The following is a 14,160-nucleotide window of genomic DNA, read 5'->3' as shown; positions in this document are numbered from 1 at the left end:
TTATAAGTTACTTTTTCCTAATTACTCATTTTGGATTAGCTCAAAATGATACTCCTTTAATAGAACGAAAAGGCAATTTGGTTCAAAATCATTACTTCATTTTAGGGAAAGGTGTATCAGAACGACAAGTATTAAAAAAAATGAAACCTTATGAAGTAGCACACGACAGGATGAAATCTTCCAGAAGGTGGGCATTCACTTCATCGGTTATAGCGGGATTAGGAGCAGGTGCTTTTATGCCATCAATTTTTGACCCTAGTCCGAAAATCACGCTTGCATCTTTAATAACCGGAGCAAGCTTAATTGCCATTGCAGTGCCATTCAAAAGATTGGCAAACAGAAAAGCGGATGAAGCCATCGAACTCTATAATTCCAGACAACTAATGGTGAACCCCAAAAATAAGTTGAGCTTCAATTTAATTTTTGACCAGCAGGGAATAGGATTAAATATGAAGTTTTAACTATCATAAAAAAAATAAGCTCAATAATTCTATGAACTATTGAGCTTATTAACCTGAGTTTCTAAAATCTAAAGATATTCTAATTATAACATTCCTTTTTCAACTAAATCGTCCAATATTATTTGAACTCTTTTCTTCCACTCGGTCTCATCTAAATTGTCAGAAAATCTAAGATATCTATTCATTTCACCATTCAAATAAGAAACATATTTTTTATCATCCCTTGAAGTCAGATCACAATAAGCTAAAGGGAGATAACTACTTTTAGTCCCTAAATAATCAAAGGGAGAATTCACTCTTTTAAAAATTTGAATCTCATGAATAGCTTTCCCGAAATTTTGCTCACGGGTCGTGTTTTGATAGGATATTGCACCAATTATAGGGTATTTATCGTCATTTGATTTATCAGGTTTCAAATAAATAATATGAGTAGCGTTTTTTGGAAGTAATCTATATTTGCCTGAATTAGGTTCAATTTTTTTAAACATAATTTGGTCCTTCCCTCCTATTTCTACTTGAATATCATGATTTTCAGCATGTTCTCTCCAGGAAGCTAATAATTCATTCCACTCGGTAGTGTCCTTATGAATAGATTGGACCACATCACTAGCTTTCAACTGATCAATCTCATTCTGCTTAAAGCCATCTTTATAAATATGAAGACCATTTGCAGCCATCACATCTCTAATAATTTGCTTCTCATTGATATAGTTAAAATTTGTTTTAAGGTTGATTTTCTCACCTAATTCAGGAAATTCAAGCTCATAATAGGTAAAACCCTCTATTTCTCTATAAGGTGATTTCCAATAGTTATCCTTTATGGATAAAACCATTTGATCATTTTGAAACATCTTCATATGCGTATCTTTTAGGTAAGATACTTCACCTTCAACTCTTGCCACTTCCTCTTTATCTTTTAAAACAGCTCCTGTTTTTCTTTTTACTTTGTACTTCTGAGCTTCTCCAAAATGAAAGATCAGAAAGATAATGCTGACCGTTAGTATTAGTTTTCTCATTTTACTAAAATTTAAGTTTTGGTTAAAAAAACTAAACTACTACATATGTATACTTAAACCAAGTGATACATTAATTTATTCTTTAGTTATGGATTTGATATAAAAAAAGGCTGTCCCGATCAATTTCAAGACAGCCTTTCTATAAAATTATTAATTATTATTCTTCTATTTCCACTTCTTCCGCTTCTTCAATTTTTTCTTTTTTAACTTTTTTTGTTTCCATCATTTTATCATGCACTTGATTATGCTGCATTTTCAATCGCTCTTTGGCCTCAGCTACTTTTTCTTCCGCTTTCTTTATTTTTTCTTTCTTCCTGGCTATTTCCTCCTCAGTCATATTTCCTTCCTCTTCGGCCTTAAGCAATCTTTCCTTTGCTTCAGCTATCTTTTCTTCAGATCGTTTTATGGCTTCTTCTGCTTTCTGCATGTTTTCATGAGTAGCCATCATTTTTTGTTTAGCTTCCTCAGAACGAATATGGCCAAATTCTTTTCCATGCATGTCTCCTTTCAACTTACCATGCTTTTCACCTTTTCCTGACTTATCTTTTCCCTTTTGCAAAGGTTTTCCGTCCATATGTTCATCAGTTTCATGCATCTTTTCATGCTCTTCTTCCATTACTTCCTGACTCTCCAATTCCTTTTCTATCTCCTTGCTTATTTCACTTGAAGCTTTGCTTTTAGCCATTTCCTTTTTTTCCTTTGCTTTTTCAGGTTTTCCTTGAGCAAGGCTTTCAAATTGTAATCCTGCCATAAAAATAATGACCAATAGGCAGATAATAGGTTTTTTCAAAATAGTTTCCATAATTGTCTTGTTTAAATGTCTTCTAATAATTTATCCACTCCTTCTTCGGTATTCTCAGCCTCAGATTGTGCCTTTTTAGATGACTTTACTACTTCATCCGCAATTTGCTCTTCCTGCTTCATTTCAGCTTCTTGTGCTTCATTCTCGGAATTAGAACCTCCACAAGAAGCAAGTAAAAAAATCAAAGCTGAACTCAGCATTAAAATATAGTGTCTCATAATTTTAAATATATTTTGGTTTTCACATGAATATAAGAATAATTTTATTTCTTAAACACTGTATGTAAAATTAATATCCTTCAAACAAAGAAACTTCCAAATTATCTTCACAATTATCCAATAGCTCTTTTTGTGAAATATGTTTTGCTGGATGAATAAAATTGGGGTAAATTTCAACTAAGGGAATTAAAGTAAATCTTCGGTAAGGAATGCCTGGATGAGGGATTTCTAAATCTGAATCTTGATAAACGACATCATTAAAATACAAAATATCAATATCTATTATTCTTTCTCCCCACTTAACTTTTCTCACTCGACCTAACTGTAGTTCGATTTCTAATATTAATTTTAACAGGTCATGAGCATCTAAAAAAGTTTCTATTTGCAGAACCTGATTTAAAAATGCTTGTTGATCAGTTTTTCCCCAGGCCGCTGTTTCATATATAGAGGATTTTTTTACTACCTTAATCCCATTTTTGTCTAAAGCGACAATGGCTTGTGCCAAAATATTTTCCCTATCTCCTAAATTGCTACCAAGTAGCAAGAATATTCCTTCCATAATTAAGTTTCGCCATCAATAGAAATATACTTTTATATCAAATTAATTTATAGCTAATTTGTAAGTTATTTACAATATTAAGCGAATTAATATTGCATTAAAATTTAATTGATTATCAATCCTTAATTATTATTATGAAAAGTTTCTTTAAAATCTTCTTCGCCAGCTTACTAGCCTTAATCATATTCTTTGTAGGCTTCTTTCTCATTTTTGCCGGAATAGCTTCCCAAGATAGTGAGGTGAAAATATCAGATAATTCCTTTTTGGAAATTCAACTCAACCGACCAATAGTGGAGATGACCTCTAATGATCCTTTTGCTGAATTTAGCCAGGCACTTACAAACGAACCTGTGCCTATTAGCTTAAAAGACATATTAGAGTCAATAGAGCATGCAAAAACAGATGATAAAATTAAAGGAATCTATTTAGACGCTCCTTATGTGCTTGCTGGTTTTGCACAAATTGAAGAAATCAGAAATGCTTTAATTGATTTTAAAGAATCCGGAAAACCTATCCTGGCTTATAGTGAAGCTTTCTCTGAGACAGGTTACTATGTGGCTTCTGTTGCAGATAATATCGTTTTAAATCCTGCAGGGATGTTAGAAATGAGCGGACTTTCTTCAGAAGTTACTTTTTTTAAAGGAACATTTGAAAAATTAAATATTGAGCCTCAAATATTTAGAGTGGGTACTTTTAAAAGTGCGGTTGAACCATTCCTTAGAAAGGATATGAGTGATCCAAGTAAAGAACAAATAAGTGTCCTATTAAACTCTGTTTATGGTGTGCTTATTAATAATATCGCTAGCTCCAGAGGTATAGATGCAACAGAATTAAGAGCCATTTCTGACAAACTAAAAGTAAGAACCACTGAAGATGCTTTAAATTATAAGCTCGTTACTCAGTTAGGTTATTATGATGAAGTTTTAACCAGAATGAGAGAAATAGCAGGTCTTGAAGAAGATGCGAAAATACCTGTGGTTTCTGTAAAAAAATACAGCCAGTCATTTGTAGCTGATAAGTATAATGCAAATAGAATAGCTGTAATCATAGCAGAAGGAAATATAGTTTCAGGAAAAGGTGGAGAAGGCTCAATTGGCTCAGATGTATTTGCCAAAGAAATCAGAAAAGCCAGGTTAGATGATAAAATCAAAGCAATTGTATTACGAATAAATAGTCCCGGAGGAAGTGCCTTAGCTTCGGATGTAATGTGGAGAGAGGTTAAATTAGCATCAAAAGTGAAGCCCGTAATTGCTTCTATGTCTAGCGTTGCTGCTTCTGGTGGATACTATATGGCGATGGCTTGCGATACTATAGTAGCTCAGCCCAATACTATTACTGGTTCCATTGGAATTTTCGCAATCATACCAGACTTATCTAAATTTATGGATACCAAATTAGGGATTACTTTTGACAGAGTGAGCACTGGTGAATTTTCTGATTTATATACCGTTACCAGAAGTTTAAATGATGCAGAAAAGCGAATCATTCAAAATTCAATAGAAAGAGGTTATGAAGATTTTACTTCAAAAGCGGCTGAGGGAAGAAATATGCCAATAGATGAGTTATTAAATGTAGCATCAGGTAGAGTTTGGTCTGGAATCGAAGCTAAAGAAAATGGCTTAGTTGATGTCCTTGGCGGTTTTGACGATGCAGTTAATATTGCGGCAAATTCTGCAGGACTAGAAGAAGGTGATTACATGAAAGTATATTACCCTGAAAAGAAACCATTCTTTCAGCAATTATTAAATGAAATGGGGGCTTCTGCAAAAGTTTTACATAAAAAATACACTTATGGTGAAATGGCTAATTATGTAGAAGAGTTAGAATATGTAATGGAAAACAAAGGATTGCAAACAAGAATGCCATTTGATTTGGAAATCAAATAATTTGCCCCTTTTTTTACATTATAGTTATAATTCAGCACTGCTGACAAAAACAAAAAACTAAGATGACAGAAATTAGGAACGACTGGACAAAGGAAGAAATAGAAAAAATATATAATCAACCCATATTAGAACTTATCTATCAGGCGGCTACCGTCCACAGAGAGTTTAATGACCCTTCTGAGGTTCAGGTTTGTACTTTATTGAGCGTAAAAACTGGCGGATGCCCTGAGGATTGTGCTTATTGCCCTCAAGCTGCTCGATACCACACTGATGTAAAAGTTCATAAATTACTCCCAACTGAGCAAGTACTGGAAAGTGCAAGAATAGCCAAAGAAAATGGTAGCACAAGATTCTGCATGGGTGCGGCCTGGAGAGAAGTGAGAGATAATCGCGATTTCGATAGAGTGCTGGATATGGTGAAAGGCATCAATGAGCTAGATATGGAAGTTTGCTGTACTTTGGGTATGGTAACCGAATCTCAAGCTCAAAAACTGAAAGATGCGGGACTTTATGCCTATAATCATAACCTGGATACTTCTGAAGAACATTATGATGACATTATCAGCACTAGAACTTATGATGATAGATTAGACACCATAGGTAATGTGAGAAAAGCAAAAATCTCTGTTTGTTCAGGTGGTATTATCGGATTAGGCGAACAACATAAAGACAGAGTAGGCATGTTGCATACCTTGGCTACTATGGAAGAACATCCTGAATCTGTGCCTGTTAATGCATTGGTGCCCGTTGAAGGAACACCATTAGAGAAGCAGCCAAAAGTTTCTGTTTGGGAAATGGTGAGAATGATTGCAACGGCAAGAATCACTATGCCTAAAGCGATGGTTCGTTTGTCTGCCGGAAGAGTTAGAATGAATCAGGAAGAGCAAGCTTTATGCTTTATGGCTGGAGCTAATTCTATTTTTGCAGGAGACAAATTGTTAACGACTCCAAATCCTGAAGTAAACGAAGATGCAGAATTATTCCAAACGCTTAATTTAAAGCCAAGGAAATCATTCAAAAACGGAGAGCCGGCTGTTGAATTTCAGCAAATACCGGGAGCTAATTTATAATTAGTAATTAGAGAATTAATAAATAAAGGGTGGCTATTCGCTGCCCTTTTTTGTTTTGAGCACGAGCTGGGTAAGTCCTGAATATATGTATTGATATTTTAATCGGAGATTAAAATGGATAGATTCCTGCCTCCCGACTTGCAGTGCGGGACAGGTTCCGCAGGAATGACGGTCTTTTCTAGCTTTTCAGTAATAAGTTTAAATAATCAAAGTATCTTAATAATTGCCAAATTCAATTTTTATTAGCAACTTCATTCCTTTGATTTTTTAACATACTTACAATTATGAAAACCACCCCCCTACTCCTTTTTATTATTCTGATTTTTGGCTGTAAAGCACCAGAAGAACAAACCACATCTAACAAAAAAGCTCCTTTTATGTGGGAGAATGCAACGGTTTATTTCCTTTTGGCTGATCGTTTTAATAATGCTGATACCACAAATGATTTCAACTTCGGGAGAGAGCAAGATGGAGCTACTTTAAGAAGCTTTATGGGTGGAGATATTAAAGGAATTACCGAAAAAATAAAGTCTGGTTATTTCACCAATTTAGGAGTTAATGCTATTTGGGTAAATCCTTTAGTGGAGCAAATTCATGGATCAGTAGATGAAGGAACCGGCAAAACTTATGGTTTCCATGGGTATTGGACTAAAGACTGGACTGCTTTAGATCCTAATTTTGGAACCATGGAAGATCTAGCAGAATTGGTGAAAACTGCACACGAAAACGACATCAGAATTTTATTGGATGTAGTGATGAACCATACTGGTCCTGTGACAAAACAAGATCCAATTTGGAAGGATTGGGTAAGAATCGGACCAAATTGTACTTACCAAGATTGGGAGAGTACTGTTAAATGTACTTTAGTGGATAATCTACCTGATATTTTAACTGAATCTGAAGAGGAAGTTGAGCTCCCACAGCATTTATTAGATAAATGGGAGAAAGAAGGCAGACTGGAAAAAGAATTAGCAGAATTGGATGAATTCTTTGAGAGAACCGGCTTCCCTAGAGCGCCTAAATATTATTTAATCAAATGGATTACAGACTACATTAGGGAATATGGTGTGGATGGATTCAGAGTAGATACCGTAAAACATACAGAAGCTGGGATTTGGGGAGAATTATATGCAGAAGCTCTGAAGGCACTGAAAGATTGGAAAAATGAAAATCCAGAAGAGAAATTAGATGATTTGGACTTTTATATGGTAGGAGAAATTTACAACTACTCCATTTATGATGGTCTCGAATATACATACGATGGTGATACGGCCGTTAATTTCTTTGATGAAGGATTTCACAGTATGATCAACTTCTCCTTAAAGTGGGAACTGAAAGACAAACATCCTGATGAGATATTTGCCACTTATGATAGTCTTTTAAATCGAGGGGAATTAAAGGACAAGTCTGTATTAAACTATCTTTCGTCTCATGATGATGGTAATCCTTATGATGCAAACAGAACCAATGTATTCAATACCGCTACCTATTTAATGCTAACTCCTGGGGCTGCACAGATTTACTATGGTGATGAAACTGCCCGTCTGCTAAATGCCGATGCAGAAGGCGATGCCAAATTACGTTCTTTAATGAATTGGCAAGAACTGGAATCAGATACTAGAAGAGATGGCTATAGTATAAAAGAAATCCACAATCATTGGCAGAAATTGGGTCAGTTTAGAAAAAATCATCCAGCCATTGGAGCAGGCCATCACCAAAAAATTTCGGACGCCCCTTATTCCTTTAGCAGAACATTAAATCAAAATGACTTTAAGGATAAGGTAATGGTTGTCATGGCAGAAAATGCTAAGGAAATAGCTGTAAAAAATGTATTTATAGAAAACCAGGAAGTGAAGAATTTCTACACTGGAGAAACTTCGACTGTCAAAAATGGTGTATTAACATTTGAAAAGGATAGTAGATTACTGCTTTTAGAAGCGATATAAAAACAAAACCCGCAAGGTTTTGATTCTTGCGGGTTTCAATATTTTAAAGCATAAGGATCTTATTCGTTATGCATCCATTCTTTTTTCGCCATTAGTTCACCATCAGTTTCTTCATGGTCTGGATCATCCACACAGCAATCAACAGGACAAACAGCTGCACATTGAGGCTCTTCGTGGAAACCGGTACATTCCGTACATTTTCCAGTGACAATATAATAGAACTCGTCAGATACAGGTTCTTGCATTTCTTCTGCATCTACCTCAGAGCCGTCTATTAATTTAGCTTTGCCTGAAAGTGAAGTTCCTCCAGACCAATTCCATTCCACACCACCTTCATATATTGCTGTATTAGGGCACTCAGGCTCGCAAGCACCACAATTAATACATTCATCTGTAATCATTATTGCCATAACTGAAAAAAATTTAAGCTTCTCTGCAAATTTAGTTGCTATAACAACAAAATTACAAAGAATAAGTTTGATAGGGCAATACATTTGTGAAAAATTAATAAAGTAGTGCACTAATTTAAACACGTTCTATATTGCAATATTGAATTTCTTCAAAAGAATCCAATTTACTTAAATTACATTTAGAGAAGATTTAAAGAAGTATTAGCTAAAATCTAGTTTTTTCCCACTTAAATTTAATTTTACAACACCTATACATCATTTTGATCTCAAAAATACTGACAATCAGTACTTAAGCTTTTATCTAATCTAACAAACAACAATTCATGGTTTACACATCCCGTTAAGAATATATAATTTTATTATAATAAAATCATGGAATAGTTTTATTAAAAAATTTCACTATTATTATATATTATTTAATAATAGTCATGAGCGTAAAGAATACTAGTTTCCTTCCAGCACCAGAATTACAGGGATTTATTGCTTCCTATGTCATTCAGCAAGTTCCCGATGGTGTAAATGAACCCTTTTTCTCACCCCCTTTGGCAATGAGCGGCTTTATCATTACGGTAACCAACAGTACCGGTATTTTGAATGCCAAAATTGATAATAGGGATTTTATTACAGATAATGCAGTTGCTACTGGGCAGGTTAGCGCACCAATATATGGAGAGCTGGTTGGTGAGGTAAAAGCTATTTTGGTCTTTTTTAAACCAACAGGCATGCATCGCCTTTTCGGAAATGATCTATCTGAATTGACTAATACTTCCCAATCATTATCTGAGTTTTTAGGGCATGTAGAAGCCGATGTCCTTTGGAATGATTTGACTGAGCAATCCGATAATCAAAAGCAAATAGATATATTAGATAATTTCTTTAAAAATAGAATCCCAACAGAAAAGCAAGAGGATAAATTTGAAAAAGTTTTGGATTTCATTCATGAAAAGAATGGAAGAGTTAGCATAGCCGATATCGAGCAATATGCTACCTACCCTAGGAAAACACTTGAGCGTCATTTCAAAAGAATGGTGGGGCTTTCTCCCAAAGTATATGCACAGATTTACCGCTTTAAATGTTTGATCAATTTTTTATATGCCAACTCTGGAATTACATGGATGCAATTGGCAAACGAAAACGGATATTATGATCAGTCGCATATGTCACGTTACGTAAAAGAATACTTGAAAATTCCTCCAAACAGCTTGGTGAAGCTAGACATGGACTTTATTAATTACTTATTGAATCGGTGAAGAATCGAATTATCAACCAAAGCCACTCGTTTTTATTGTTAGAATGTCGCATTTGTACAAGACTATGTCATTAAGATGAGCGTATTTTAAGACGGATTAATTAAATGATAGAAACTGATGAAGCTTACAGAAATACTAATCAAAAAAATAATTCCTATAATTCTTACTACTAGCTTATTGTTGCTTCACTCTTCCTGCACCAAAAAGTTTTCTGACATTGAAGACTTGTCAACTGATCAACAAGCACAAAATTATACGGCTATGAAAGATGTTTCATACGGATCAGATGCAGAGCAAAATATGGATATCTATCTTTCTGAAAAGGCGAAATCTTATGGTAAGCTCAACTACACCATTGTTTTTCTTCATGGAGGAGCCTATTACGGAAGCGACAAAAGCCTAGAAGAAAGATATATTGAACCATACCTCAAAAAAGGCTTCCATGTGGTCAACCTAAATTATCGATTAAAAAGAGGTATTCCAATGGCAACCAGTGACTTGACAAAGGCATTAAACTTTCTCAAAGCCAATAACAGCAAATACAATTTGAATTTGGAAAATGTGATTGTAACTGGATTCTCTGCGGGTGCACAGATTGCCAGTAATGTTGGTCTGGCTCAAAACAATCCTGAATTTCCGGACCAGCTAATGGAAGGCATTTCAATCACAGGCATTATTAACTTCTCCGGCCCGGTAGATGACTTAGATGTTATAGAGAAAATATTCATCGATTATGATTACGAACTATTTAGCAAGGCAGGTAAATCACTATTTCCTTCTGATGGCTACGAAAAGAAAGAAGTGGTTTCGGTTTACGAGCCTATTATCTATTTTGACGAAAAAGATCCTCCTATTTTCTTATGGCATGGCGGGAAAGATGATCAAATTCCACCAGAGACATTTGAGAAATTTGTAAAAAAATTCAGGGGAAATAAAGATTTCTTAAAATATATACCCGAAGGGAAACACAGCCCCTCAGCGGAAGAATTAGAAGATGCTTATACTGAAATATTTACTTTTTTAAATGATTTATAAAAGAAGAATTAATGTCTTTATTAAACATAATAAATATGAAAATACACCTACTTATTCTATTTGTCCTACTCCCACAATTTTTATTTTCGCAAACGAGAATTATCGACATGCATGTCCATTCCTATTCTGATAGCGACTTTGGTGAGCGGGAGCCAGCCAGTGACCACTATGGGATGAAAGGTTCAGCTACTGCGGAGCAGCATCGGCAGGAGACTTTTAAGGCTTTTGAGCAATTCAATATTGTAAAAGCGATGGTCAGCGGAAACCCTGAGAGTGTAATCAACTGGGCACAAAAGGACAATTCCAATCGAGTGATAAAGGGTATTTTACAATTTGCTCCAGATAGTTATGGTATGGATAGTGTCAGGTTTGAACAGATGGTGAAAGATGGGGATATTGAAATATTTGGGGAATTAGGACCCTATTACAGCGGAACCACATTAAGTGATCCTGAATGGCAACCCTATCTGAGGATTTGCGAAAGATATGATATTCCTGTAGCGGTGCATACGGGTGGAGGTGACCCACTCGGTACGCATACATGGGCTCCGAAAGCAAGACTTAAATTAGGTGACCCCTACCTCATTGAAGATGTACTGGTAAACTATCCGAAACTCAGGATCTACATGATGCATGCAGGTGGTGAAGACTGGCCTGAGCATGCTATCAGACTAATGGCTTATTATCCGCAACTCTATACGGATTTGGGTGTGATGCTTTGGGTGGAGCCCAATACGCAACGATACATCACAGAGTTTCTGAAAAACATCAAACATGCCGGCTATTTAGATAGAGTCATGTTTGGCTCAGACCAGATGATATGGCCTTACGCCATCGAAAAATCAATAGATTTTTTAAATAGCTTAGACTTTCTGACCGAAGAGGATAAGACCGGTATATTTTACGATAATGCTGCGAGGTTTTTAAAATTGGAATGATTGAAAAAGCTAGCATTTCACTTCATGTTCTTAATGAGGCAAAGACTTCAACTATTAATGGGTAAGAATTAAAAATAGTTAAAAACACATGAATACCAGCAAGGAAGGATTAAAAAGAGAAGTTGGTGTATGGGGACTATCCGCCAATATTCTCAACATCATTGTTGGAGCCGGAATCTTTGTTTTGCCAGCTATTATAGCAGGAATAATGGGGGCTTCCGCGGTTATGACTTACCTCATTTGCGGATTCCTTATTGGCTTAGTGATGCTCTGCTTTGCTGAAGCAGGAAGTAAGGTTACCCATTCAGGTGGAGCTTATGCTTATGTGGAAACTGCATTTGGGGCTTATCCTGGTTTTTTGGTTTCTATATTTTCGTTGACAGGAGCCCTTTTTGCTGATGCAGCCGTTTCCAATGCTTTAATAGAAGTTTTAGGTTTGATTTTTCCAGTTTTCAAAGATCCGTCTGTCAGAGTAATTACCTTATTTCTATTGTTTTTAAGTTTGGCTGTACTGAATGTCGTTGGCGTCAAACAGGGAATTGGAATAGTCAAAATCAATACAGTAGCAAAGTTGATTCCCTTACTATTACTGGTCAGTATTGGCTGGAAAGATGTCCAATGGGCTAACCTTAATTGGGGAGCTAGCCCTACCGTAAAACAATTCGGTGAGACGTCCTTGATTTTGTTTTTTGCTTTTATAGGTGCAGAGACTGGATTAAATATTGGAGGAGAAATTAAGCATCCACAAAGAACAGTTCCAAGAGCGATATTTTTTGGAATTTCCTTCGTTTTGGTGCTGTATATTTTGATACAACTGGTATCTCAGGGGGTCTTAGGTAATGATTTGACTAGCTTCAAAGAAGCACCCTTAGCGGAGGTAGCCAAAATTGCATTTGGTCCTGTGGGTTACAATCTCCTCTTTATTGGGGCAGGAATTTCTATGTTTGGAATGCTTAGTGGCTCAATCCTGAATGTGCCACGGGTAGTTTTTAGATTATCCCGTGATGGAGTGATTCCTTTTAGCAGGCTGGCTTCCATCCATTGTAAATTCAAAACACCCTATTTAGCTATTTTACTATATGCCGGACTTGGTTTTACACTCGCCTCATTTGGTGGCTTTAGGCAATTGGCTGCCATCGCCTCATCAAGCATATTAGTCGTCTATTTAGGGGTTTCACTTTCAGTTATCCAACTCCGGAAAATTAAGACCCTTGCTGCAGATGGATTCAAAATCCCTTTTGGTTATACGGTTCCAATTTTATCAGCTGGTATCATTGTTTATTTTCTATCAAATATGACCGGACTTGAGATCAAGGGAACACTCCTATTTGCAGGAGTCATAACAGCCATTTATTTCTTAGGGAAAATCTATAGGAAATGGAAAAACAAAGCAGATTAGATAGCTAATTGTTAACCCCATTGATCATAGCTACATGGCATTTAAAAATGAATCAATGAGATATGTTTTGAAGATTAATAAGATACCATATTTTACTAATTAAATAAAAAAACAATGATAAAAATCTTTCGAAAAATTCATCAAACACACGACTTTAAAAAAAAGGTAGACACCTATCGCAAAAACACTATAGCCAAAATACTAATGATGATGATGGCGATTTTAATACCCAGTTTTTCTCAGGGACAAGAGTTGGAAAAAGCTCAAATACTTGCCCAAAGAGAGGCTTCCAATCAGGCACTTCGGAATTTTGATGATGAGTTGAATGCCACTTTTTCAACTCATGATGCCTTCATCACCACAGGCGCGGGTAAACTAATAGCAGGTAAGGAAGCACTTTCCAGATATATTCAATCCGGAAAAGGTGCAAAAATGTATTGGGTTCGTACTCCAGAGGAAGTACTAGTCAATCCTACAACTCTATTGGCTTGGGAAACAGGAAAATGGAAAGGATATTATGAAAACTCCAAAGAAGCTGTTGTCGGAGGAAAATATTCAGCTCAATGGACCAAAGCCTCTGGGACCTGGCTGATCCAATCACAATTGTTTGTCACGCTAGAAGATTAACTTGATAAAACACTGAAATCACTGCCCAACCCCATGTTTTCTTAGGTATTTTTAGCACTATCATGAGACTTAGGGGCAACTTGTAGATTTATGACTCAGGAACTTCTACTCGACTGTATGCCTCATTTATTCTATAATCTCAATCTCTATACCGTCCAACCAAACAGAACCAAAATCTCTTAGATAAATACCATAATTAATGGTATTCGATTCTTCAGGAACCTCTGCTTCTATTTTTAGAATTCCCCATTCAGATGACGTAATGCGAGATTCATCTAGACTAGGGCTCGCTGGAAATCTCAGGTGCGTCAGATACAATCGGTCGAAGTGAAGATGTGCTTATACCTCAATCTTCGACCGGGCAGTAGGTGGCGTACCTGAGGCTAGCTCAAAAAATTCGATTTCGCATTTTTTGAAGTGCAAGGAAAAGTGGGGAAATCTAAAAAAAGCCATGCACTTGTTATCAACAGTGTAATAGTTTTTAACATATATTATTGTTAAAAGTCAGTTTTTAGGGGGAAATGCGTTTTTCAGCAAGCCCTA

General features: G+C 35.9%; 15 protein-coding genes. 9 read left to right on the top strand and 6 right to left on the bottom strand.

The genetic code is table 11. The features are described 5' to 3' along the window. On the top strand, positions 1–461 hold a 461-nt coding region (locus tag Q0L29_RS00600), incomplete at its 5' end, for a hypothetical protein (RefSeq protein WP_296618322.1). Positions 462–544: 83 nt separating this feature from the next. On the opposite strand, the gene Q0L29_RS00595 is transcribed toward Q0L29_RS00600, so the two are convergent. From Q0L29_RS00595 to folK, 4 genes are all read right to left on the bottom strand, one after another. After that, positions 545–1,477 carry a hypothetical protein gene (locus Q0L29_RS00595; protein ID WP_296618321.1) on the bottom strand — a complete coding sequence of 311 codons (933 nt, stop codon included), beginning with the start codon at positions 1,475–1,477 and terminating at the stop codon, positions 545–547. A gap of 157 nt (positions 1,478–1,634) precedes the next feature. After that, positions 1,635–2,279 (bottom strand): hypothetical protein, encoded by a 645-nt coding sequence (locus tag Q0L29_RS00590; RefSeq protein ID WP_296618320.1) that lies wholly within the window; start codon positions 2,277–2,279, stop codon positions 1,635–1,637. Positions 2,280–2,290: 11 nt separating this feature from the next. Then, positions 2,291–2,497, bottom strand: a complete 207-nt coding sequence (locus tag Q0L29_RS00585) for a hypothetical protein (RefSeq protein ID WP_296618319.1) — start codon at positions 2,495–2,497, stop codon at positions 2,291–2,293. Positions 2,498–2,567: 70 nt separating this feature from the next. Beyond that, the gene (gene folK, locus Q0L29_RS00580; protein ID WP_296618318.1) at positions 2,568–3,056 is read right to left on the bottom strand and encodes a 2-amino-4-hydroxy-6-hydroxymethyldihydropteridine diphosphokinase; all 489 of its coding nucleotides are present in this window, start codon (positions 3,054–3,056) and stop codon (positions 2,568–2,570) included. A 134-nt stretch (positions 3,057–3,190) separates the two neighbouring features. Here folK and sppA point away from each other — a divergent pair, with 134 nt between their 5' ends. The 3 genes from sppA (at position 3,191) to Q0L29_RS00565 (ending at position 7,958) form a co-directional block, all read left to right on the top strand. Then, entirely contained in the window at positions 3,191–4,942 is a 1,752-nt protein-coding gene (gene sppA / locus Q0L29_RS00575) for a signal peptide peptidase SppA (protein ID WP_296618317.1), read from the top strand. Positions 4,943–5,004: 62 nt separating this feature from the next. After that, the gene (gene bioB, locus Q0L29_RS00570; protein WP_296618316.1) at positions 5,005–6,012 is read left to right on the top strand and encodes a biotin synthase BioB; all 1,008 of its coding nucleotides are present in this window, start codon (positions 5,005–5,007) and stop codon (positions 6,010–6,012) included. Between the two features lie 284 nt (positions 6,013–6,296). Next, positions 6,297–7,958, top strand: a complete 1,662-nt coding sequence (locus tag Q0L29_RS00565; protein WP_296618315.1) for an alpha-amylase family glycosyl hydrolase — start codon at positions 6,297–6,299, stop codon at positions 7,956–7,958. A gap of 59 nt (positions 7,959–8,017) precedes the next feature. On the opposite strand, the gene Q0L29_RS00560 is transcribed toward Q0L29_RS00565, so the two are convergent. Then, the gene (locus Q0L29_RS00560) at positions 8,018–8,368 is read right to left on the bottom strand and encodes a 4Fe-4S binding protein (RefSeq protein ID WP_296618314.1); all 351 of its coding nucleotides are present in this window, start codon (positions 8,366–8,368) and stop codon (positions 8,018–8,020) included. Positions 8,369–8,796: 428 nt separating this feature from the next. Here Q0L29_RS00560 and Q0L29_RS00555 point away from each other — a divergent pair, with 428 nt between their 5' ends. The 5 genes from Q0L29_RS00555 (at position 8,797) to Q0L29_RS00535 (ending at position 13,617) form a co-directional block, all read left to right on the top strand. Continuing rightward, positions 8,797–9,618: an AraC family transcriptional regulator gene (locus Q0L29_RS00555; protein WP_296618313.1), complete on the top strand. Its 822-nt coding sequence runs from the start codon at positions 8,797–8,799 to the stop codon at positions 9,616–9,618. Positions 9,619–9,735: 117 nt separating this feature from the next. Then, complete coding sequence (locus Q0L29_RS00550; RefSeq protein WP_296618312.1) at positions 9,736–10,653, top strand: alpha/beta hydrolase; 918 nt, start codon at positions 9,736–9,738, stop codon at positions 10,651–10,653. Between the two features lie 35 nt (positions 10,654–10,688). Next, the gene (locus tag Q0L29_RS00545; RefSeq protein ID WP_296618311.1) at positions 10,689–11,591 is read left to right on the top strand and encodes an amidohydrolase family protein; all 903 of its coding nucleotides are present in this window, start codon (positions 10,689–10,691) and stop codon (positions 11,589–11,591) included. A gap of 88 nt (positions 11,592–11,679) precedes the next feature. After that, a complete protein-coding gene (locus Q0L29_RS00540; RefSeq protein ID WP_296618310.1) occupies positions 11,680–12,990 on the top strand; it encodes an APC family permease in 1,311 nt (436 codons plus the stop codon). Between the two features lie 114 nt (positions 12,991–13,104). Beyond that, a complete protein-coding gene (locus Q0L29_RS00535) occupies positions 13,105–13,617 on the top strand; it encodes a nuclear transport factor 2 family protein (RefSeq protein WP_296618309.1) in 513 nt (170 codons plus the stop codon). 126 nt (positions 13,618–13,743) lie between these two features. On the opposite strand, the gene Q0L29_RS00530 is transcribed toward Q0L29_RS00535, so the two are convergent. After that, positions 13,744–13,935, bottom strand: a complete 192-nt coding sequence (locus Q0L29_RS00530; protein WP_296618308.1) for a hypothetical protein — start codon at positions 13,933–13,935, stop codon at positions 13,744–13,746. Positions 13,936–14,160: the final 225 nt, after the last annotated feature.

This window comes from Marivirga sp., from assembly GCF_024636815.1.
Classification (GTDB): Bacteria; Bacteroidota; Bacteroidia; order Cytophagales; family Cyclobacteriaceae; genus Marivirga.
The sequence above is the reverse complement of the archived record's forward strand: the minus strand, read 5'-3'. Positions and strand labels throughout refer to the sequence as shown.

Excerpts from the sequence above, each read along its gene's own strand:
- folK (WP_296618318.1), bottom strand. The coding sequence starts at position 3,056 with ATGGAAGGAATATTCTTGCTACTTGGTAGCAATTTAGGAGATAGGGAA.
- Q0L29_RS00595 (WP_296618321.1), bottom strand. The coding sequence starts at position 1,477 with ATGAGAAAACTAATACTAACGGTCAGCATTATCTTTCTGATCTTTCAT.
- Q0L29_RS00590 (WP_296618320.1), bottom strand. The coding sequence starts at position 2,279 with ATGGAAACTATTTTGAAAAAACCTATTATCTGCCTATTGGTCATTATT.
- Q0L29_RS00540 (WP_296618310.1), top strand. The coding sequence starts at position 11,680 with ATGAATACCAGCAAGGAAGGATTAAAAAGAGAAGTTGGTGTATGGGGA.
- Q0L29_RS00555 (WP_296618313.1), top strand. The coding sequence starts at position 8,797 with ATGAGCGTAAAGAATACTAGTTTCCTTCCAGCACCAGAATTACAGGGA.
- bioB (WP_296618316.1), top strand. The coding sequence starts at position 5,005 with ATGACAGAAATTAGGAACGACTGGACAAAGGAAGAAATAGAAAAAATA.
- Q0L29_RS00550 (WP_296618312.1), top strand. The coding sequence starts at position 9,736 with ATGAAGCTTACAGAAATACTAATCAAAAAAATAATTCCTATAATTCTT.
- Q0L29_RS00535 (WP_296618309.1), top strand. The coding sequence starts at position 13,105 with ATGATAAAAATCTTTCGAAAAATTCATCAAACACACGACTTTAAAAAA.
- Q0L29_RS00585 (WP_296618319.1), bottom strand. The coding sequence starts at position 2,497 with ATGAGACACTATATTTTAATGCTGAGTTCAGCTTTGATTTTTTTACTT.
- Q0L29_RS00545 (WP_296618311.1), top strand. The coding sequence starts at position 10,689 with ATGAAAATACACCTACTTATTCTATTTGTCCTACTCCCACAATTTTTA.
- Q0L29_RS00560 (WP_296618314.1), bottom strand. The coding sequence starts at position 8,368 with ATGGCAATAATGATTACAGATGAATGTATTAATTGTGGTGCTTGCGAG.
- Q0L29_RS00565 (WP_296618315.1), top strand. The coding sequence starts at position 6,297 with ATGAAAACCACCCCCCTACTCCTTTTTATTATTCTGATTTTTGGCTGT.
- sppA (WP_296618317.1), top strand. The coding sequence starts at position 3,191 with ATGAAAAGTTTCTTTAAAATCTTCTTCGCCAGCTTACTAGCCTTAATC.